Origin of the sequence: Colwellia sp. Arc7-D (assembly GCF_003061515.1) — a bacterium.
Classification (GTDB): domain Bacteria; phylum Pseudomonadota; class Gammaproteobacteria; order Enterobacterales; family Alteromonadaceae; genus Cognaticolwellia.
In genome coordinates this window covers 1,952,637-1,974,170 of record NZ_CP028924.1, presented here as the reverse complement: position 1 = coordinate 1,974,170, position 21,534 = coordinate 1,952,637, and the positions used below count along the sequence as shown (strand labels likewise).

The following is a 21,534-nucleotide window of genomic DNA, read 5'->3' as shown; positions in this document are numbered from 1 at the left end:
TTTTATTTACTCCTAAATTAGTGGTTTGAATGATCAACAGGCGATGCTTCAAGCGCAGCTTCACCATTTGATTTTTCATTTTCAGACAAGGGAGTAATATCAGTGATAATGAAATTTCCATCACGTATTTCAAAGGTAAACTCCACCTCCATGCCTTGACTAAAATTAGCTAAACTCACCGCTTTATCAGTAATAAAATCAACCGTAGCTGCCGGTCTATTCCACTTTTCTATAGCAGAGCGGCTGATATTTATCATGCCATGGTCAATCATAAGTGAATTAATGGTGCCCGTGACCGTCGCAGAGCTTACTTCGTCAACCGAAGACATATTCATTTCCATCGAACTGCTGTCATCAGGAATATGAATATTAGTGATGATGTAATCGCCTTCAGCTGTTTTACTCACTTCAACATGCAAACTCAAACCAACTTCAAGTAATGAAAAATCAATAGAGTCAATGGCAATAAAATCCATCACCATTTCAGGCCAACCCCACTCGGCTATAGCTTCATGCGATAGAGTTAACATTTTGTGCCCTGGCATTAGACTTTGAATATCGGCTTGAACCCAAACGGATACCGGTGGTAGTTCGTTATCAGATGCATCACTATGCATACGTTTAAAATCAGAAGATTTACTTGATTCTGAATCCAATAAAAATTGTGCTGAACTTACCACTTTATCGCCCTCGTTAAGGCCAGAAAGTATTTCAACACTTTCATTGTCAAAACGGCCGACAGTAACCTCAATCGACTTAAAGCTTCCTTCGCCTAACGCTAAAACAACGCGATCTTGTTTGCCTGTTCTGATTAACGCTTCTTGTGGAATAAGCAGTGCTTGTTCTTGATTACGATTATGGATGGTAATTTGAGCAAACATATTAGGTTTAAAAGCTAAATTTTCATTACTAAAGCGTAATCTAAGTTTTACCGTTCTAGTTTTAACGTCGAGGGTTGGGTAGATTAAATCGACTTGCCCCTGCCATGATTGACCTGGTAAATAATCTAACGTCATGGTGACCGCTGCACCCTCTTTCACTTGGTTTACTTGACGCTCAAAAACTTCTGCTTCTACCCAAACTTCAGATAAATCGCCAATAGACATAATGGTTAAACCCGGTTTAACATAAAAACCTTCTCGAATATTTAACGCTTCAACAACGCCGTTTTGAGGAGAGTAAAATGTAATGGTTTGCTTTACCTGTTTAGTTTTTATCAGCTCTGATATGGTCGACTTAGGGATTTGTAAAGCAAGCAAACGGTTTTTGGCCGCTTCTATTAACTGACGATTACTGCGCTTTAGCGCTAAGACTAATTCTTCTTGTGCATTTACAAGCTCAGGAGAGTAAATATCATAAAGCGCTTGTTGCTTAGTCACTGTTTCACCAACTGCTTTGACATACAGTTTTTCTATCCAACCTTCTACCCTAGGGTGAATCTGAACAAGCTTTTCTTGATCGTACGCTACATAACCTACGGTATTTATTTCTGTATGTAGTGACTTAATATTCGCAGTTGTTGTTCTTACGCCTAGGTTATTTATAACATCAGGAGAAATACGAATAGTACCAACGCCCTCGTCTGGGCCTTTACCGCCATCGTCGTATACTGGCACTAAATCCATACCCATAGGCGACTTACCCGCTTTATCTCTTCTGTAATTGGCATCCATTGGAGCAACCCAATAAAGGGGTTTTTCTATATCTGACTGATCCGTTGAAGTTTGCCCATTGCTGTCTTCAAACAGGTAAGAGAAAGCGCCCCAGGTGATTAAACCACCGATAAACATACCGATAATAATTGGCTTGACGTTGTTTTTTGCCATTTTGTTACTCATTAATTAACTCCGAAACAACAGAAGTTCGGCTGCTATTGTTTGTAATAGTGTTGTTGTGCGTAATTGCTGTATTGAGATTACCGATAAATAGATAGTTAAGTTCTAAACGTATTTTCTGTTCTTCAACATTGAGTGTTAGATCATCTATTTCAGTGTTAAGCACCGCTATACGTGAACGAACAACTTCAGAAAAGTCGCCATCGTCATTGGTATAAGCTGATAAAGAAGCTTGGGCTTGGTCGTTAATTTGCGGTAATAACTTATTTTCATACAAATTTTGACGATCTTTTAAACGTAAAAGTCTACCTTTTGCACTGGCATAAGCCGCCATTAGTTGGCGTAGTAATAAAATCTTTTCAGTTTTAATTGCTTCTGAAGCATATATGGCAGATTCACGCTCTTTATCTTGTTTATTTTCAGTAAAAAGTGGTAAATCGAAAGTAACACCAACCGAAAACAAATCAGCTCGACTACTGCCCATCGGATCATCCGCTCGATAACCATAACTCGCGTTTACCCCCCATTGAGCTTTATATTTTTGCTCGGCTAATTTAATACCTGCTTTAGTCGCATTAATATTTTTCTCTACAGCGATAACCGCCGGGTGATTTGTAAAATATGGCACCAATGCCATAGGTTTTAACCAGTTTTCTTTAAAAACCAAATCAGTATTAATTAAATCTATTGCTGGTAATTTTGGACTGATTACTATGTTATGTAATGAAAAATCAGACGCTAATAGGCCTGAGTCACTTGCCGTACTTTCGCTAGAAAACTCGCTTAACCACTGTGAAAGCATGCCTTCATAACGATTTCTTTGTTGCGCTAATAAATTTAATCTATCGTCTAAACGGGTGAGTTCAAGTTGTGCGCGAACAATATCTTGTTGACGCGTTTTACCCAATGCAGATGAATAACTCACTTGTGCAACTTCGGCCAATTGTTCGAATAGCGATCTGTTCTTTTCAATTAATGAAATACTTTGCTGAACGCGATAAACGTCTAACCATAAGCTACCCACAGTAACCGCTACTTGTGATTCGCGATCTTTTCGTTGAAAAGGAAAGGCTTCACTTTGCGTTTTTAATTGCTGGCTTTGGATCGCTAAGGTATCGCCGCGAGGAAACATTTGAGCAATACCCAATTTCGCTTGTGTCATCCCTTCTTGAGAAAAGTCAAAACCGTTAACAGGTAGATTGGCTAAACTTATTGATACAACCGGATCAGATAATGTATTGACTGCTTGGCTCATTGATTCAAGCGCGCGTTGCTTGTGAATATTTCCCGTCAGCCAAGGATCATTTTTTTGTGCCTTTTTAATGGCATTTTCAAATGATAATGCGTAGCCAGCTTTTACATTGCTGGCTTGTACTACATTTACATAAAGAACAGTTAACGCTATAAAACCTACACTACATTTAACGCTAAATTTGTACTTATTGTTTTGCATCTTCATTAAAACTGGTCCTCATAAGATTGAACATTAGCGTAAATTTCATAACTACCATCGACTTTCAATAATAAAACTCGATATGGCTGAAACCTATCGTCAACTTCCATGCCCGGGCTTCCTACTGGCATTGCAGGCACAGATAAACCAATAACATCTTGGCTGTGGGTTTGTTTGATAAATTGTTGAATATACTTTGCAGGCACATGCCCTTCAAAAACATAACCATCAGTTGAAATGGCGGTATGACAAGAACGGTATCTTGGTGCTATAGATTTTTCTTCTTTAATACCCGGAAAGTCATCAAAGCTATGAACCTTAGACTCAAAGCCATGATTATCAACATGGTTTATCCAAGCTTTACAACAACCACAAGAAGGACTTTTATATACGTCTAATGCAATCGTGTGTGGTTTAACTTTATTTGGTGGCTCAACAACGTTTGATGTGGTATTTGTTGGCGCTTGGTTCTCTTTAGAACAACTGGCTAAAACAATAACAACGAAACAGTAGACGAAACTTCTTAACTTAATCTTAAACTTACTTTTAAACATAACTCACCCAATAGGCACATTAATAATTTTTTGTTGATCAGGTTATTTTAAAAGTACGTAGAAACGAAATTTCTAGCGATTGAACTCAAAAAAGCCTAATACAGCGAATAACACGATAAATGCACCAAATTTTGGATACATTTATGCTGTACTTAACTTAATATTGGCGGACGGTAGAGTGATGAAGGTTGTTGGCTGATAGCCACACGAGAATAGTTTAGTATTTTGGTTGGATTAACAATCATGAGGTTATGATTGAAATTATTCATGAAGGTTGCAACATTAGAACAACCTCCCATATAACATTTACAAATAGTGCTACAGCAATCTTCAAAATTGTTTTCTGCTGACTCATCCATGCCGAACGAGTTGTCTGAAGAGTTACCAGACATATTATGATTACTATGGTCCATCATAGGCATATCTTGCGACATATTTTGTGAATGTGAACTCATACTTAACATGCTCAACATTTGATAAGACATCATAGTAGACGCCATAGCTTGACCAACAAAGGTCAAACAAGCTAGCAGTACTATTAATGTTTTAGAGCAGTTTAAAGTCACAAGCAATCAACAAAATATTATAATTGATCGCAATAGTCGCACAGCTTAAGTTTATATTCAACGAAATAAACACACTTACTAGGCTATTAAGCTTGAACGAACTTAGAAGTCTGTTTAATTCACTACCACCCATACTTGTAAAGAGTTTATCATAACTACCCGAGAGAATTTAGAAATGGTAAAAACTTAGATATCGTTTTTACCTACGTACTAACGCAGATAAAATCGTACAATATGCTGTTTATATCATTAACAAAATCGCTGTAAACTCCCTTTAACTTTAGTATTATTAACATCAAGTTAGCTATACTCAGGCTTTAAATTTAGCCTATACCTGTTTTGTATTATTCGGAATTGATAAATGTTTGAGATTATAATTTTGGCATTGGCATTAAGTATGGATGCATTTGCTGTTTCTATTGGTTTAGGCGCTAAAAACAAAAATAAAACAGCCTCACTTGCCATGGCATGTGGGTTATATTTTGGTTTTTTTCAAGGCTTAATGCCCTTAATTGGTTATATGGGCGGTAGAGGTGTTTTTGGTTGGATAGAAGCTTATGCTCCCTGGGTTGCATTTTTTCTATTGGTATTAATTGGCGCTAAAATGATTTATGAGTCATTTTCAGATGGCATAGAAGAAGATATAGCAAAAGTCACCCACAGGATTATGTTGGTGCTTGCCATAGCGACCAGTATAGATGCAATGGCAGCAGGCTTCTCGCTAACTATACTTGACGTAAACCCATTTATTGCCTGCGCTATTATTGGCATGACTACCTTTTTCTTTAGTGTGTTTGGCGTTTATATTGGCGATAAAAGTGGTACTTGGCTTGAAAGCAAAGCTGAGCTTCTCGGAGGAGTTGTGTTAATACTGATAGCGATAAAAATATTATTTATGTAAGCATTTATCACCATTGTTAAAGCCTAAAGTCACTAAAATTAGCTTTATCTAGTTTTGCGATAAATACTGAATATCTATTAATTTTTAACGTTAAATTCAGCAAATCTTAAGTTTAGTCTGGTATCTTATGGGTACTAATGTTTATTTATTGTGAGTGACTTTGAAAGTTTTAATTATAGAAGACTCAACATCTTTAAGAAGAAGCTTAAAAATTGGCTTATCTAATTTAGGTTATACCGTAGATGATACTGGCGACGGGTCTGAAGGCTTAAGTATGGCGCTCTCTGGTGATTATTCTCTACTAATTCTTGATTTAATGCTGCCCTCTGTTGATGGCACTGCAATACTCAAAGCAATTAGAAAAGCCAATAAAGATCTTCGTGTGCTTATTTTATCGGCACGCGACTTAACTGAAGATAAAATTGAAGGGCTACTTAATGGCGCTGACGATTACCTTACTAAGCCCTTTTCTTTTGATGAGTTACATGTTCGACTACTTTGCTTAATGCGCAGAGGCTCGTTAAACGTTAACGACAATACGATTAATATTGGAAGTTTTTCATTAGACTTACATTTAAAACAACTCTTCTGTAATGGCATTGATACGAATTTAACCCCCAATGAATATAAGTTAGTAGAATGCCTTTTTACTAATCAAGGTAAAGTTATATCACCGGAAAAATTGAGTGAATATTTAGCCGGACAATATGACGCTATTGCTAAAAATTCAATTGAGGCTCATTTATCAACCGCCAGAAAAAAGGTTAAGTTACTCGGCTACGACCTACCCATTAAAACCAAGCGAGGCTTTGGTTATTTTTGTTGAGACCCATGAATGATTTCTATTAAGAAAAAACTAAGCCGTTATATCTCAATATCAATATCGATATTATTAGTGTCTATATTGTTAGTTACTGATCTTGCTGTTGATAGTTGGATTAGTGCTGAATTTGACCGTGCAATGACCAACAAAGCAAATTTACTCACAACATTAATCAGTGAAGACAGCGATGAAGTTCATGGCATAGAGTTTGACTTTGCTGATGAATTTATGCCTGAATTCTCAGGTAATAACGATCCAGAATACTTTCAATTATGGCTTGATAACAAGGTATTTGAACGCTCTCAAACGCTTGAGCTATTTGATGTTAATGAACTCCCTAAAGCTGAAGTTAAACTCCACCAATCATCCATTAGTAACATCACTTTGCCTGATGGTCGCTCAGGTAAAATGTATTTTACAAAGTTTAAGCCGCAAATTGACTCTGATGAACGAGAAAATAATGCGATTTCAACATTGCAAATAGCCAATAATCAAAAAACAATGGAATTGGCTTACGCTATAAGTAATGAAGGCTTAAATCAAATACTTTGGTTTGTAGATATTATTTTTATATTCTCTTCATTGCTTGCTGTTATAGCGGTAAGGTTAATTGTTTTTAATGTGGTAGAGCGCGGTTTAAAGCCAATTGAGCAACTCAATACCGAGCTACAGCAAATCAGCTTAAACTCTGAAATCAGTGCGATCAACACCGAAAATTTACCTGAAGAGTTGATCGTGATTGCTAACGGTATTAATCATTTTATTCGTGAAAATAAAACTCTCTATTCTCGTGAAAAACGTATTACCTCAGATATTGCCCATGAGTTAAAAACGCCAATTGCAGAATTATTAAACTTAAGTGAAGTCGCGATTAAATTCCCCCACGAAAAACAGTTAGTTGATAATTTTAAAGTTGACGTACTTAACATTACTGAACGGCTTCGAAATATCGTCAACAGTATATTGTTGCTGCAAAAAAGTACCAATAGTACCGCCTTAGAAAAACAACAAGTGGAGCTAGCACCGTTAATTAATGCGGTTATAACAATGGAGAACAAAGCTAAGCGGGAAATAAATGTTATTTTTGATAACTCATGTGAACATATTCACACCAATGAGTTCGCATTAACAACTGTATTGTGTAACCTTCTCAATAACGCGCTTTACTATAGTCCTGTAAAAACACCCGTGACTATCACAGTGTTACCTTGTGAAGAAGGAAAGCGAGTTGTAATCAAATTAACTAACTTGAGTCAGCATGATTATACTGAGCAAGATTTAGCCTTGTTTTTTGATCCTTTATGGCAAAAAGACGCTTCACGCACTTCAGCTGACCGATATGGTTTGGGGTTAGCTATTGTAAAATCTTATTGTGAAAATATATCGGCAGATTTGAATGTAGCCATTTCAGCAGAAAAAGAAATAACCTTTACCATTACAATATAAGCTGTCTCGTTAATTGAAATTATTAGCCGTTAGTTATTAACGGTTTTTTATCAGCATTGCTTATCATCGTTGTTTATCATCAAATAATTATCGACATTTAGTTATCAAAGAAACCTTTTAACTTAGAATTTTTAACAAGTAATTTTACTGAATGTTAAGTTTATTCTAAGCTAATTATCAGTTTCCCCTAAGCGCTTCTTAAGTTTAACAATTTAAAATATAAACACTTACCCATAGGTGTTTATATGACAAATTTTATCCCTGAGTTCTCATACTCAAACGTTATACAGTTAAAAACAGCGTTTGCAAACTTGCTTACAGACAAACCTGAGGCGCTTAGCTCCGCTTACAAGTTAATATGTCGTCGAGTTTTCAATATAAACTCATCAGCTTTAGTCAAAAAACTCGACTTAAAGGCTGTTTAAGTGATGGAAATATTACGTAAAATTGAAAATATCACTATAACAACCAATCAGTTATTGTTTTTTACTTGTTGCTATATTGCTTTAGTTTTAAACCTACCTTTTTTAACCAAAGCGACAGAAGCAATCACGGCACTAGATAATTATAATGTGATATTTTTAATGTCACTGCCCATTTTTATATTATCTTTAACCATGCTAATTCAAGGGCTATTTGCTTTTCGCAGGCTGACCAAACCCCTGCTTATTATTACGGTAATTATTTCATCACTTATATTCTACGGCACGATTACTTACGGCATCGTATTTGATTACGGTATGGTGCAAAATACCATTGAAACAGACTCCGCCGAAGCACTGTCTTACGTTAACTTGCAGGCTATTTTGTTTTTCTTATTTTTTGGTATTTTACCCGCTCTTTTAATCTATAAAGTAAAACTAACCTATAAACCTTTTTTTAGAGAGCTGTTAAGTCGCTTAAAAGTCATTAGCTTCAGCTTGGGTGTGGCATTATTAATCGCGAGTGTTTTTTATTCTAATTATGCTTCTGTGGGCAGAAACAATAAGGATTTACTAGGTTACATTACACCTTATAAAATGGTTGATGCCTCTTATAAATTCATCAGGAATCACTATTTTTATCCTCCGCTTAAGTTTCAAGTGTTAGATACCGCTCCGTCAATTGTTCGCGATAACTCGCGTAAGCATGTCACTGTGATGGTATTAGGCGAAACAGCTCGTTCACAAAGTTTTTCACTTAATGGTTATGTAAAACCAACAAATGCCTATACAGAAAAACAAGGAGTTATATCGTTTTCTAATGTTAGTTCGTGCGGCACAGCAACTGCGGTATCAGTCCCTTGTATGTTCTCAAGATTAGATAAAAACCATTACAGCAAACGCACAGCTACCGCTCAACAAAATGCTATAGATTTAATAAATTTAGCGGGTGCTGACGTATTATGGATCAGCAATAATAATGGCAGTTGCAAAGGCGTATGTACCCGTGTAAAAACCATTCAGGTCGATACCGATAAATCTAACCCGTTATGTGATGGCGAATATTGTTTTGATGAAGCGTTGTTAGCTCCATTAAAGCAAAAACTTAATTCGCTAACAAATGACAATACGCTCATTGTTCTGCATATGATAGGCTCTCATGGACCCACATATTTTAAGCGTTACCCTAGCGAGAAAAGTGTTTTTACACCCGACTGTCAACGCAGCGACATTCAAAATTGTAGTCCTGAGCAATTACTAAATACTTACGATAATACTATTGCTTACACCGACTTTGTTATATCAAAAGTTATTAATGAATTAAGTGTTTTAGACAAAAAAAATAATATTGAATCATCATTACTTTATATATCAGATCATGGCGAGTCATTAGGTGAAAGCGGTGTATATTTACATGGCCTGCCCTATGCGTTTGCACCTGAAGAGCAAACACATGTACCGATGATTTTTTGGGCCGACACTATGCAAGCTGATTTTAATACTGCCTGCTTGCGTGATTTATCAAAATCTCGTATCAGTCATGACAATGTTTTTGATACTTTATTAAGTATTATGTCTGTTAAATCCAAAGCATATAATATTGAAAACGACCCGTTCATTGATTGTAAATCAGAGCATGCAATAGTACGTACCAACTCAACATCCGCATTTAATATAGAGAGAATAAACTAGTGTTCGACAATACCAATAAGCCTAAAGGCATAAACAGAGTAATATTAGCGTCGTTAAACTCATTTAGAGCGATAAAATGGTTGTATCTAAATGAATCCGCATTCAGGCAAGAGTTGTTACTGCTAATTATTGCCATTCCGATATCCTTTTTATTCGATATAAGTGCCAAAGAACAAGTCTTTTTGGTACTGGCAATAGTCTTTATTATGTTTACGGAAATAGTGAATACCGCAATTGAAGCAGTTGTCGACCGGGTCGGTCTAGAAATACACCCACTTTCAGGGTTGGCAAAAGACTTAGGCTCTGCCGCGGTATTTTTAAGCTTGATTATTGCGAGCAGTATTTGGCTTGTTATCTTGCTTTAAAACTTATGTCTAATGACGAGTTAAATGGCGAGTTAATTTGCTAGCAAAAATGGTTTATAAAATCATAAAAATTAGCCTATTTTCAGTTTAAATTAAGCCTTTCTTAAGTTTCGTTTAATAAAGTAGTACCGTGTTCTAATAGCGGTATTACTTTAAATGTTTAAAACAACGCTCAATTTACTTCGACCTTTTATTTTATTTGCCATGATACTTGTGCTGATTTTGTTTATTTCTCGCATGGGCTTAGCTATATGGAAAATTGACCGATTCGATAACTTTACTAGCATGCTAACCCTAGTTTTACACGGGTTTCGAATTGACTTAAGTGTTTTAGGTTATTTACTTCTTATACCGGCCATTTTGCACCCATGGTTAATGATGACTAAATATCATAAAACATGGCTCAAGATATTAAAGGGTATATTTTTCTTTATATTTATCTGTGTACTCTTCTTTGAACTCGCTACACCTGCTTTTATCAATGAATACGGCTTTAGACCTAATCGATTATTTATCGAATACTTACCGTACCCAAACGAGGTATTCAACATGTTAATCAATGGTCATTTACTTACTTTAATCACAGTTCTATTACTGTTATCTATTATTGGAAAATATCTTTGGTCATTTTTAAGTAATGTTATAAGCAATAAAACATCGCAATCTAACGCTACGTTAATGTCGTCGAGTTTTTCGTTTGTGTTTTTAGTTTTAGTATTAGCTCTTTGTGCTCGTGGCACCGTTGGCCATCGCCCAATTAACCCATCATTAGTATACTTTTCTACAGATCCACTAATTAATTCATTAACATTAAATTCTATTTATAGCGTTGCCCACGCATTCAAACAGCTGGGTGATGAAAAAAATGCTTCAAAGCTATACGGTAATATGACAACCGAAAAAGTAATTAAGCTTGTACAGCAAGAAACAGGGTTACTTCCACAAGATTTTAGTAGCAAATCACTCCCCTCGTTAACTTCACGTTTACCTGCCTATCAAGGTAAACCTAAGAACCTGGTTATTATTTTAGAAGAAAGTTTAGGTGCACAATTTGTTTCATCTTTAGGTGGATTATCATTAACACCAGAAATCGACAAACTTAATAGTGAAGGCTGGGCTTTTAAGAACTTATATGCCACGGGTACCCGTTCAGTCAGAGGTATTGAAGCTGTAATTACAGGATTTACGCCAACACCAGCTAGAGCAGTGGTGAAGTTAGACAAATCACAAACCGGCTTCTTTACTATTGCCAGTTTACTTGCCAAGCAAAATTATTCTACCCAGTTTATTTACGGTGGTGAGAGTCACTTCGACAACATGAAAAGCTTTTTCTTAGGTAATGGTTTTAGTGATATTGTTGATTTTAAAGATATTCAAAACCCACAGTTTGTCGGTTCATGGGGCGTTTGTGATGACGACCTATTTAATCAGGCAGATATCGAACTCACCAAACTTCACAACAGCAACCAGCCTTTTTTTAGCTTTATTTTTTCATCAAGTAATCATGACCCTTTTGAAATTCCTGACGGTATCGTTACGCCCATTCACTATACTTCTGAACAATTGAGCCAGTTTAATGAAAAAGAATTATCGCGCCATAAGGCAATACAATACGCTGATTATGCGTTAGGAAAATTTATCGCCAAAGCGAAGCAGCAGCCCTATTGGCAGGACACTATATTTTTAGTGGTTGCCGATCACGATGCCAGAGCATTGGGCAATGATCTTGTGCCGATTAAGAACTTTCATATTCCTGGCGTTATTCTTAATTCACCAAAGCAGCCTTTTTTAGATACAAGAATTGTTAGTCAAATTGATCTTGCACCTACATTATTATCGCTAATGGGGGTTACTAATTACTCGCCAATGCTAGGGCATGACCTTAATAAAACTGATATTTCTGAGCGAGCTATGATGCAGTACGCTGATAACTTTGCCTACATGAATAAAAGTGGGGTCAGTATTTTACAGCCACAAAAACAGCCACTTAGTTTTAATTATGACTTAAAAGAGCAGCGACTTATGCCTGTAGAACATAACAAAGCATTATCAGAAGTTGCTTTAGCGCATGCTTTATGGGGAAGTTTAGCTTATGAAAATCAATGGTATGCGATGCCAAATGAATTGATTAACGCTGACCCAACAAATAAAGTGGTATCAAACTAGTGTCGCGTCTATTAAAGCGAATAACATTAACTTAAGTTCATCAAACTAATGTTAAACATTTTATTACGGGGTAGCTCCTACTGCAAACTCACCCCGTTATCCTTTGCGAATTAACTAATCGGTACAATCAGTGGAGTCTATATGAACAACAGTGGTTTTGTTGTTCTCTATAGGCCACTCGATCTCTTGACCAATAGATAAGCCAATTAAGGCACTGCCAACAGGGGTCAAAATAGATAAAGTACCACTTTCCTTAGTATCTTTAGGATAAACGAGTTTTAAGGAAAATGTTTTCTGTGTCGAAAGCATGGTAAATTTTACGGTTGAATTCATCCTTACTACATTATTGGGCAATTTAACTTTTGCTACAATTTTTGCCCGATCCAATTCAGCTATCAGTAAGTCATGAGACGGCATAAAAGTTTCTTTTTCTAACATAGCCTGTAAGGCATCATAATCTTCATTGCTAATAATTATTTTTGGTTTAATCATTGTATACCCCTCTTTTATTAAAAATTTTGCCAAGAAACATAATTTGTATGTATAAATTAAAAATATAAACAGTCGCTAATTTTCAATAATAAACTCCTTTTAAACATACCTACTGAGTGATGCATTTAAGCGCAATAAACTTTAAGCCAGTAACTAATGGTTTGTTATTGCAATGCACACTCGAAAACATTACTTTTTTATCACCTGTGAGATTGCTTTAATTAATTTAACTGCCACAAATTCTTCATAAGAATCTACTGGTTCAAAACTACGTTCATAAAGTAACTCAATGGTTTCTAATCGAGCAGAAACCAACTCATAAACTGCTTTTTTATCATTCGTAGCATTCTCTATTAACTCTGATGATTCAAAGAGATAATCCCAAAAAATATTTTTCATATACCTGTTCTCAATCTTGAATAAGTAGTGTTAAAGTTGATTACATAAATTCAAGCTAAGTATGGCTAGTACAATGAGTACGTTGAAATGATGTAAGTTAGTGCTTGGGCTGGGTGACTAAGTAAAAAGCGCTTAGCCACCGAAATCAGGTAAGATGCATATAGGTAGCATCCATGAAATAACAAGTTCATTAACTGGGGCAACAAACTGTATAAATGATAATGTAAGCATTTTATAATCTTAGCTTAAATTTATTAAAGTAGTATTAAAGTTGGTGTAACTTAGGTTATAAATTACATGGTGCTCAACCAGTTAAATTTCAAGTGTAGGTATTTATTCAAGTATACATTCTAGGTTAAATTATAGTATGTTTTTCACCATACTTTTGCACCATACTATAACAATGTAATATGAGCTAAAAAGGTTAATGAAAGAGCGAACCTATAAGTTTAAAATTTATAATTATAGCTCTGAATAAAACTATAAAATAACAAGGTTATTAGTTTAACTAGACAAAAATAAATCATGTTTACAGTTTTACGTTTTTTAGCTTAAGCAGTATTTACGTTATTTATTGACTAAAAATACCGCTCGGGTAAGCTAATAGTGTTTATCTTAATTTACAATGAATTAGCCGTTTATAACTTGACATGATTCTCATGCATTATTATTGCTCAATAAAGGATAACTATGCTAAGCGTATTGGGTACAAAAATAAAAAAGAAATCTAACCGCTACCGTCTAAAACTTACGGTATCGTTGCTCGCATTACTTGGCGCAATCGCCATTGGCTTTACGCTGTTAATCATTCAGATTCAGTCTGGTACTTCTGTTTATTTAGCCGCTTTAAGTAACTGGTCTCACGGGGTCAGTGAATCTGTTAGACAAGCTAAAAAGTATGTAAATTCTGGTGATCCTCGTGAACTACAACTCACACGCGAAAAATATCAAATTCCACTTGGGCACCTGCGTGGCCGTCTTATTTTAGAGCGTGATAAATTAGATTATCAATCAGCATACCGCAGCTTTTTACAAGGTGGAAATCACCCCGACGATATTGCAAAAATGATTTGGTTATTTCGTTTATTTCAAAATGCACCTTATTTTAACGATGCTATTACAGCGTGGAGAAGTTCTGATCCATGGGTAATAAGATTAGGCGATACCATTGAAAAGCTACCTATAGCATTGCAAACCTCCCCTTCAGAAGTCGAAGCTGTACAAATAGAGCTCGATGAAATAACCAATCGCTTAGCACAACCACAAAGTCAATTTCAGGTAAAAATGAGTTTAGCCAGTCGCGTTATTACTTCTTTATTATCGATTGCCAGCGTTATATTTTTTCTACTATTAGGTGGTATAGCAACACTATTGCTTAAAAAATTAACCGCCACAATTCGTGTTTCTGAATATAAATTTAGAAGTACTTTCGAAAATGCTGCCGTGGGTATCGCTCAATTAGATGCAAACGGGCGGATTATTGAAGCTAATAATGCCTTATGTAGTATTTTAAAATACAACTACACCGTTCTGTCGCAGCTAAGGTATAACCAGCTGATACATCCAGATGATAGTAATATATTTAATGAAGAGCGCTCTTTGTTAGATAAAGGAGAAAGTGAACGAGTAACTTTTAAACAACGGTTACATACTATTGATAAAAGCGTTGTATGGGTGCAAACCACTATGTCGCGATTCGAATGGGGCAACCCGTCTGAAGTGCGTTACATTTGTATTATTGAAGATGTGTCAGAACAACATCGACTCAGTAATGAATTAAGTTATCAAGCACGTCACGATAATTTAACTGGCCTGATCAACCGCAGAGCTTTTGATGGCTACTTAAGCGAGTCGTTACATAAAGCTCGAAGTGAAAATTTTGTCCATTGCCTATGTTTTATCGATTTAGATCAATTTAAAGTCATTAATGACACACTGGGTCATTTCGCAGGCGACCAGCTATTATTGCAAGTTACACAACTGTTCAGTCGTCAATTAAGAAAAAGTGACTTATTGGCTCGCTTAGGTGGCGATGAATTTGGCTTAATCCTCGATTGTTGTGATCCTGAACAAGCAATTAAAATGGCAGAAAATCTTCGTGATAGTCTCAGCCAACTACCTTTTAGTTGGGATGGGCGTGCCTTTAATATTGGCTGTAGTATTGGCATTACCCCTATTATGGCCACTAGCGGTGATGAAGCCTCAATATTGCAAGCAGCAGACTCAGCTTGTCACATGGCCAAAGAGCAAGGTCGAAACCGCGTTATAATGACCTACCAAGATGATGTAGAACTTGCTGCAAGACGCATTCAAATGGAATGGATTGAACGTATTCGCCGAGCTATTGATACAGATAAGTTATATCTAGATGCACAAAAAATAGTGCCTTTATCTGCCAATAAAAATACGCACATCGAAGTACTCGTTCGTATGCTAGGAGATAATAATGAAGTTATCCCTCCGAATGCATTCTTACCTGCCGCTGAACGCTTTAATCTCGTACATTTAATAGATCGCTGGGTAATTCACAAAGTTTGTGAACATCTACAACGTCATCCTTTGAAATTGAATAATATAGACGTATGCCATATTAATATTTCTGGTAAAAGTTTTGATCACGAAGATTTTACTCATTATACAATTAACACCATTAAGCAATATAACATTCCTGCAAGTTGCCTTTGTTTTGAAATAACCGAAACGGCAGCAGTTAGCAACTTAACTGTTGTGTGCGAATTTATGGAAAAACTCAAAGCTATGGGCAGCAGTTTTGCATTAGACGATTTTGGTGCAGGACTGTCTTCTTTTGCTTATTTAAAGCAATTCCCTGTGAAATATCTCAAAATTGACGGCGCGTTTGTCAGAAATATGGCCAACGATGATACCGACAAAGCGATGGTTAACGCTATTAGCAATATAGGGAAAACCTTAGGGAAAGTTATCGTTGCAGAGTTTGTTGAAGACAAGCAGGCCTTAGCTTATCTAGAAGAAATGGGCGTTGAGTTTGCACAAGGGTATTATTTACATAAGCCAGAGCGGTTTGATGGCCTAGTGAGTATTATTAAATAATACTCACTACATCTCCAGACGTGCTATTGCTTCTGAATTATTAATGGTTACTTTAACGCTATTAATTAACTAAATATTTCACTGGCACTATAAGCGACTAAAAAACCTACCGCTGCAATCGGGCCAGTTATATCATGCATATCTTCAAAAGCTTCTGGGATCATAGTTTGTATGATCATCACTAAGATAGCTCCTGCCGCTAATGCGGTAGCAAAACCAATATATTCATTACCGAGTTGCCCTAAAAGGGTTAAGCCTAAATAAGCCGATAATGCTAGGACTAAGGTAATAGCAATCCAAAGTGTAAAAACAAAAGTAGCGCTTTTTCCTGCTTTTTTCATACCCGCCGAACTTGATAGCCCCTCAGGTATATTAGACATAAATACCGCAAAAACTGTGACTAAAGCAACACTGCCTCCTTCAAGCATACTGACTCCAATTGCTGCTGACTCTGGAATACCATCAAGTAGTGCGCCTAAAGCAATAGCCATACCGGCAGATGTAGCAATCTTGCTTTTATCCGTTGTTATTTTTGCATGTTTGGGTATACCTTGTGAGCGTTTTCGATGAAGCCCACCACCATGAGATACAAAGTAATTCGCTATTGAGTAAACTAAAACACCAGAAGCAAAGCCACTAACGGCATATAACAACCCTCCTTGTTCTGTTGCCTTAGCCATTAGCTCAAATGATAGTGCTGATATTAGAACACCCGCACCAAATGCCATAATACTGGAAATAACTTTATGAGGTAAATTAATAAAGTAACCCACTAAGGCGCCAAGTATAAGTGCAAGCCCTGAAACGCCACCCCAAATTGCAGCCTCTAATGCTGGATTAATCATGGTTAAATCTACTTAGTATTTTGTTAATTTAAAGCCCTATTGCTAGGGCTAAGCCTAAAGCGATACGTTTAAATTCCTATTAAAACGTAAAAGTACCAATATTGAAGTTAATGTTTAGTTACTTAATGTTTAGTTGTTTAATGTTTTGCCAACAGCCGAATATCGTTACCCGTAGGCGACTCATGAACTCTAAGTGAAAATGCCGGTAAAACTGCAATAATATGATCGAAAATATCTGATTGAATATCCTCGTAAGCATTCCAACTGGTTGTATTAGTAAAGGCATAAATTTCAATAGGTAAACCAAAATTTGTTGGCTCTAACTGGCGAACGATTAACGTCATCCCTTGATGAATTTTAGGGTGATTTTTTAAATAAGATACCAAATACTTTCTGAACGTACCTACATTAGTCATGCGGCGACCATTTTGAATCACAGTCATATCGGCTTTTTTATCAATATTCTCTTTTTCAATTTCTGTAATTGTACTGGCAATATAGTCACTTAAAAGTTGCGCCTTTTTCAACTCACCTAATTGTTCTTTGCTTAAAAAACAAACGCTACTCATTTCAACATGAATACTACGTTTTATTCTTCTGCCACCGGCTTCAGACATACCACGCCAGTTTTTAAAAGAGTCAGAAATAAGTGCATAAGTTGGAATTGTAGTAATAGTTTTATCCCAATTTCTCACTTTTACAGTGGTTAAAGCAATATCAACTACATCACCGTCTGCGCCATACTTTGGCATTTCAAGCCAATCGCCAACAGCAAGCATGTTATTTGCAGAAAGCTGTATACCCGCCACTAAACCTAAAATAGGGTCTTTAAAAACCAATAACAATACCGCTGACAAAGCACCCAAACCACTCAATAAAATAAGTGGTGATTTATCCATCAGTAACGACACAGCTAAAATAGTAGTTAAAATACTAGCAACAAGCTTAACGGTTTGTAGCAAACCTCTTAATGGAAAGTGCCCCCGAGTTTCCCGTCTGTCAGAAATCGATTGAAGAATATCTAAAAAGGTAAATAACGATAATAATGCAAAGAGAATAATCCATTGATCGGTTACTACCTCAACAACGTGAAGAAACCATACTCCTTCGGCTATCCAGAGCTTCGCTTGTATAACAACTAAAGCCCCTTGAAGCGCAAATGAAAGTCGTCTGGCAAGCCGTTGAATTAACTTTATCGTTAGGTTTTGACCTTCTAAGGTGTCATTATTTTTACAAGTATCTTTTAAAAAGTGTTTAGCTGCGCCTCTAATAATAAAATGCAACGCAATTGCAAAGGTAGCTATCCATACAATGACTAACATGTCATACCAAAAAAAGACATTACCTGGGAGGTTTTGCCCAAACCAACCTAATAAAAACTCTCTTATTTGCGCTCTTGTTTCAGTCATTATTTAGTTACCTTATACTTAATTCGAAGGTTTTTTGTGATAAACATACTTATCAAAAAATCATGTTTTAGAGCTATTTACATTACCATTTTAACTTTTAAACTCAATTTAAACGCATGTAGCACAATAACTTAACTCGCACCTTAAAGGTAGCTACAACAATTAAATCGAACAGGAATGTATATTAACAATTTAATGCAGCCATTATCACCTAACGCAAGAGGCATCGCTAGGTGATAACGCTTTATTTCATTCAAACTTGCAATAGAAGTAGAAGGGAAAGTAAAAACAAATGCCAATGACTGGCTCAAAAACTAAATGGCTTAGAGATAAGACTTAGGCATAGGTATTTGAGCGACACCTGACGCTACTGCAGCTTCCGCTACCGCCTTTGCCACATTATGGCAAAGCCTTGGGTCCATAGGGCGAGGAATAATATAGTTTTTACCGAAGCTTAATGACTTTTCTCCACTGGCTTTTAATACGCTTTCTGGCACTTCAGCTTTTGCTAAAGTACGAATAGCGTGTACCGCCGCTATTTTCATTTCATTATTAATTTTTCTTGCTCGTACGTCTAATGCACCACGAAAAATAAACGGGAAGCACAATACGTTATTCACTTGATTAGGATAATCAGAACGCCCTGTCGCCATAATTAAATCATCTCTAACTGAATGTGCAATTTCTGGTTTAATTTCAGGATCAGGATTAGAACAAGCAAAAACAATAGGGTTTTCCGCCATTGTTAACAACTGCTCCTTCGACAATAAATTAGGCCCTGATACACCAACAAAAACATCCGCTTCGGCTATTGCATCATCAAGTGTGCGTTTATCTGTATTGTTGGCAAATAGCATTTTATATTCGTTTAGATCACTTCGACGAGTATGCACAACGCCCTTGGTATCAAGCATATAAATTTTTTCGCGCTTTGCTCCACATTGAATTAAAAGTTCCATGCAGGCAATTGCCGCAGCACCAGCACCTAAACAAACAATAACAGCGTGCTCAATGTCTTTACCTTGAATTTCCAATGCATTAATCATAGCAGCACAAGTAACGATAGCGGTACCATGTTGATCATCATGAAAAATAGGGATTTTACAGCGCTCTTGTAGCGCTTTTTCGATAATAAAACAGTCTGGTGCTTTTATATCTTCTAAGTTAATACCACCAAAAGTATCTGCAATACTAGCAACAGTATTAATAAACTCTTCAGGGGTTTTATGATTCACTTCAATATCAAACGAATCAATATTAGCAAAGCGCTTAAATAGCAACGCTTTACCTTCCATAACAGGCTTAGACGCCATTGGGCCTAAATTACCTAAACCTAAAACAGCACTACCATTTGATATAACCGCAACGGTATTTCCTTTGCCTGTGTATTTGTAAACATCGTCTGGATTTTCAGCTATTGCTCTACAAGGCTCTGCTACACCTGGGCTGTATGCCAATGATAAATCGTCACTGGTTTCTGCAGCAGTTGTTATTTGCACCGCTATTTTTCCCGGTGTTGGTTGAGCGTGGTAATCCAGTGCTAGTTGTTTAAAATCTGTCATAGTGGACCTTTAATTTAATGGGTATATGTCATGAGCTAATGCTCATAAACTTTTATTTGTATTGCATTAACAAGACTATTTATCGACATTTTGTGAATTTAGTCTGCCCTGTAGAGTTTGATGAAAATTTACGTGGCAGCGGTTTATTGATGCAAATGCTAACCAAATAGAAAATCTTAATGGGGCTAAACTTTTGCTAAAGATTAAATAAAATCACAAATCCTGTCAGGTATGTCAACTTTTATTTTTCCACTTAATTTAATTTTATTTTTATATGAATTTTTATGAAATCGATAAACTTGACACCTGTGACAGGCTTTGTTATCAAAGTATTAATCAATCATTACTTCCATTCAATAAAGGCATTCAACATGAATTTTAAATCATTTCACCCACCTCGCAGAATATTAATGGGCCCTGGCCCTTCCGACATCAGTCCTGAAGTTTTAGCGTCACTTTCAAGACCTGCCATTGGTCATTTAGATCCTTTATTTGTAGGTATGATGGACGAATTAAAAGCACTACTTCAGTATGCTTTTCAAACTAAAAATGAATTCACTATCGCCCTTTCAGCGCCTGGCTCTGCTGGCATGGAGGCTTGTTTTGTCAATTTAGTAGAAGCAGGCGAAAAAGTAATTGTATGTCGAAACGGCGTATTTGGTGATCGTATGTTCCAAAACGTTACTCGTATCGGCGCAGAGGCCATAGTAGTTGACTCTCCTTGGGGTCGAGCGGTTGAAGTAGACAAAGTTGAAGCCGCTTTAAAAGCTAATCCTGATGCTAAATTTTTAGCCTTTGTACACGCTGAAACCTCAACTGGCGCATTATCAGACGCTAAAGCCTTGTGTGCCCTTGCCCAGCAACATAATTGTTTATCTATAGTAGACGCGGTTACATCACTTGGTGGCGTTGAACTTAAAGTAGACGACTGGGGTATAGATGCGATCTATTCTGGCTCTCAAAAATGCTTATCGTGTGTGCCGGGTTTATCACCCATTTCATTTAGTGAAAAAGCGGTTAATGTTATTAAAAACCGTAAAACACAAATACAAAGTTGGTTTTTAGATCAATCACTTGTAATGAGTTACTGGTCTGGTGAGGGTAAACGAAGCTACCACCACACCGCCCCTGTTAACTCCTTATACGGGTTACATGAGTCGTTAATTCAACTGCAAAATGAAGGCATAGAAAACCGCTGGGCACGCCACCAAGAGCAGCACGAAGCACTTGCTAAAGGTTTAGATAAACTAGGCATTAAGTTCATTGTGCCAGTAGAAGAGCGTCTACCGCAGCTTAATGCTATTTATATTCCTGAAGGCATAGACGACGCCAAAGTTAGAAGTTATTTGTTGAACAAATACAACTTAGAAATAGGTGGCGGTTTAGGTGATTTTGCCGGAAAAGCATGGCGAATTGGCTTGATGGGTTATGCTGCAAGAAGCGAAAATGTAGCTTTATGTTTAACCACATTAGAAGACGCTTTAGCCCAACAAAACTAAACAAGGCTCATTAATATTTTTCATTATATGAAATCT

17 protein-coding genes are annotated in these 21,534 nt (G+C 36.5%); 8 read left to right on the top strand and 9 right to left on the bottom strand.

Features of this window, described 5'->3' with window-relative positions; translation table 11 throughout:
- Positions 1-17: 17 nt before the first annotated feature.
- The 4 genes from DBO93_RS08690 to DBO93_RS08675 all read right to left on the bottom strand — a co-directional run bounded on the left by DBO93_RS08690 (position 18) and on the right by DBO93_RS08675 (position 4,330).
- On the bottom strand, positions 18-1,838 hold the full coding sequence (locus tag DBO93_RS08690; protein ID WP_108455987.1) for an efflux RND transporter periplasmic adaptor subunit: 1,821 nt from the start codon (positions 1,836-1,838) through the stop codon (positions 18-20).
- On the bottom strand, positions 1,831-3,294 hold the full coding sequence (locus DBO93_RS08685) for a TolC family protein (protein ID WP_108455986.1): 1,464 nt from the start codon (positions 3,292-3,294) through the stop codon (positions 1,831-1,833). The genes DBO93_RS08690 and DBO93_RS08685 overlap by 8 nt, the downstream gene beginning before the upstream one ends.
- Positions 3,294-3,842, bottom strand: a complete 549-nt coding sequence (locus DBO93_RS08680; RefSeq protein WP_108455985.1) for a DUF411 domain-containing protein — start codon at positions 3,840-3,842, stop codon at positions 3,294-3,296. Before DBO93_RS08680 ends, DBO93_RS08685 begins: the two co-directional genes overlap by 1 nt.
- A 152-nt stretch (positions 3,843-3,994) precedes the next feature.
- Entirely contained in the window at positions 3,995-4,330 is a 336-nt protein-coding gene (locus DBO93_RS08675; protein ID WP_239059152.1) for a hypothetical protein, read from the bottom strand.
- Between the two features lie 439 nt (positions 4,331-4,769).
- On the opposite strand from DBO93_RS08675, the gene DBO93_RS08670 reads away from it, so the two are divergent.
- The 6 genes from DBO93_RS08670 (at position 4,770) to DBO93_RS08640 (ending at position 12,223) form a co-directional block, all read left to right on the top strand.
- Positions 4,770-5,309 (top strand): manganese efflux pump MntP family protein, encoded by a 540-nt coding sequence (locus tag DBO93_RS08670; RefSeq protein WP_108455983.1) that lies wholly within the window; start codon positions 4,770-4,772, stop codon positions 5,307-5,309.
- Between the two features lie 160 nt (positions 5,310-5,469).
- Positions 5,470-6,135, top strand: coding sequence for a response regulator transcription factor (locus DBO93_RS08665; RefSeq protein WP_108455982.1), 666 nt, complete (start codon positions 5,470-5,472; stop codon positions 6,133-6,135).
- A gap of 9 nt (positions 6,136-6,144) precedes the next feature.
- Positions 6,145-7,578: a HAMP domain-containing sensor histidine kinase gene (locus tag DBO93_RS08660; protein ID WP_108455981.1), complete on the top strand. Its 1,434-nt coding sequence runs from the start codon at positions 6,145-6,147 to the stop codon at positions 7,576-7,578.
- A gap of 428 nt (positions 7,579-8,006) precedes the next feature.
- Positions 8,007-9,692 carry a phosphoethanolamine--lipid A transferase gene (locus DBO93_RS08650; protein WP_108455979.1) on the top strand — a complete coding sequence of 562 codons (1,686 nt, stop codon included), beginning with the start codon at positions 8,007-8,009 and terminating at the stop codon, positions 9,690-9,692.
- Entirely contained in the window at positions 9,692-10,057 is a 366-nt protein-coding gene (locus tag DBO93_RS08645; protein ID WP_108455978.1) for a diacylglycerol kinase, read from the top strand. Before DBO93_RS08650 ends, DBO93_RS08645 begins: the two co-directional genes overlap by 1 nt.
- Positions 10,058-10,213: 156 nt before the next feature.
- Positions 10,214-12,223: an LTA synthase family protein gene (locus DBO93_RS08640; protein ID WP_108455977.1), complete on the top strand. Its 2,010-nt coding sequence runs from the start codon at positions 10,214-10,216 to the stop codon at positions 12,221-12,223.
- Between the two features lie 114 nt (positions 12,224-12,337).
- Here DBO93_RS08640 and rnk read toward each other — a convergent pair whose 3' ends face one another.
- Positions 12,338-12,715 (bottom strand): nucleoside diphosphate kinase regulator, encoded by a 378-nt coding sequence (rnk, locus tag DBO93_RS08635; protein ID WP_108455976.1) that lies wholly within the window; start codon positions 12,713-12,715, stop codon positions 12,338-12,340.
- Between the two features lie 189 nt (positions 12,716-12,904).
- Entirely contained in the window at positions 12,905-13,114 is a 210-nt protein-coding gene (locus DBO93_RS08630) for a hypothetical protein (RefSeq protein WP_108455975.1), read from the bottom strand.
- A 690-nt stretch (positions 13,115-13,804) separates the two neighbouring features.
- Here DBO93_RS08630 and DBO93_RS08625 point away from each other — a divergent pair.
- On the top strand, positions 13,805-16,183 hold the full coding sequence (locus DBO93_RS08625) for an EAL domain-containing protein (protein ID WP_108455974.1): 2,379 nt from the start codon (positions 13,805-13,807) through the stop codon (positions 16,181-16,183).
- Between the two features lie 65 nt (positions 16,184-16,248).
- Here DBO93_RS08625 and DBO93_RS08620 read toward each other — a convergent pair whose 3' ends face one another.
- The 3 genes from DBO93_RS08620 to DBO93_RS08610 form a co-directional block, all read right to left on the bottom strand.
- The gene (locus DBO93_RS08620) at positions 16,249-17,028 is read right to left on the bottom strand and encodes a ZIP family zinc transporter (protein ID WP_239059151.1); all 780 of its coding nucleotides are present in this window, start codon (positions 17,026-17,028) and stop codon (positions 16,249-16,251) included.
- 137 nt (positions 17,029-17,165) lie between these two features.
- The gene (locus tag DBO93_RS08615; RefSeq protein ID WP_108455973.1) at positions 17,166-18,437 is read right to left on the bottom strand and encodes a mechanosensitive ion channel domain-containing protein; all 1,272 of its coding nucleotides are present in this window, start codon (positions 18,435-18,437) and stop codon (positions 17,166-17,168) included.
- 323 nt (positions 18,438-18,760) lie between these two features.
- On the bottom strand, positions 18,761-19,999 hold the full coding sequence (locus DBO93_RS08610) for a malic enzyme-like NAD(P)-binding protein (protein WP_108455972.1): 1,239 nt from the start codon (positions 19,997-19,999) through the stop codon (positions 18,761-18,763).
- A gap of 371 nt (positions 20,000-20,370) precedes the next feature.
- Here DBO93_RS08610 and DBO93_RS08605 point away from each other — a divergent pair, with 371 nt between their 5' ends.
- Positions 20,371-21,498, top strand: a complete 1,128-nt coding sequence (locus DBO93_RS08605) for an alanine--glyoxylate aminotransferase family protein (protein ID WP_108455971.1) — start codon at positions 20,371-20,373, stop codon at positions 21,496-21,498.
- Positions 21,499-21,534 lie beyond the last annotated feature (36 nt).

What these genes read in the sequence shown, in the direction of transcription:
- DBO93_RS08680 (WP_108455985.1), bottom strand. Translation starts at nt 3,842, where the DNA reads ATGTTTAAAAGTAAGTTTAAGATTAAGTTAAGAAGTTTCGTCTACTGT.
- DBO93_RS08640 (WP_108455977.1), top strand. Translation starts at nt 10,214, where the DNA reads ATGTTTAAAACAACGCTCAATTTACTTCGACCTTTTATTTTATTTGCC.
- DBO93_RS08660 (WP_108455981.1), top strand. Translation starts at nt 6,145, where the DNA reads ATGATTTCTATTAAGAAAAAACTAAGCCGTTATATCTCAATATCAATA.
- DBO93_RS08685 (WP_108455986.1), bottom strand. Translation starts at nt 3,294, where the DNA reads ATGAAGATGCAAAACAATAAGTACAAATTTAGCGTTAAATGTAGTGTA.
- DBO93_RS08625 (WP_108455974.1), top strand. Translation starts at nt 13,805, where the DNA reads ATGCTAAGCGTATTGGGTACAAAAATAAAAAAGAAATCTAACCGCTAC.
- DBO93_RS08690 (WP_108455987.1), bottom strand. Translation starts at nt 1,838, where the DNA reads ATGAGTAACAAAATGGCAAAAAACAACGTCAAGCCAATTATTATCGGT.
- rnk (WP_108455976.1), bottom strand. Translation starts at nt 12,715, where the DNA reads ATGATTAAACCAAAAATAATTATTAGCAATGAAGATTATGATGCCTTA.
- DBO93_RS08615 (WP_108455973.1), bottom strand. Translation starts at nt 18,437, where the DNA reads ATGACTGAAACAAGAGCGCAAATAAGAGAGTTTTTATTAGGTTGGTTT.
- DBO93_RS08630 (WP_108455975.1), bottom strand. Translation starts at nt 13,114, where the DNA reads ATGAAAAATATTTTTTGGGATTATCTCTTTGAATCATCAGAGTTAATA.
- DBO93_RS08670 (WP_108455983.1), top strand. Translation starts at nt 4,770, where the DNA reads ATGTTTGAGATTATAATTTTGGCATTGGCATTAAGTATGGATGCATTT.
- DBO93_RS08605 (WP_108455971.1), top strand. Translation starts at nt 20,371, where the DNA reads ATGAATTTTAAATCATTTCACCCACCTCGCAGAATATTAATGGGCCCT.
- DBO93_RS08620 (WP_239059151.1), bottom strand. Translation starts at nt 17,028, where the DNA reads ATGATTAATCCAGCATTAGAGGCTGCAATTTGGGGTGGCGTTTCAGGG.
- DBO93_RS08675 (WP_239059152.1), bottom strand. Translation starts at nt 4,330, where the DNA reads ATGATGTCTTATCAAATGTTGAGCATGTTAAGTATGAGTTCACATTCA.
- DBO93_RS08650 (WP_108455979.1), top strand. Translation starts at nt 8,007, where the DNA reads ATGGAAATATTACGTAAAATTGAAAATATCACTATAACAACCAATCAG.
- DBO93_RS08610 (WP_108455972.1), bottom strand. Translation starts at nt 19,999, where the DNA reads ATGACAGATTTTAAACAACTAGCACTGGATTACCACGCTCAACCAACA.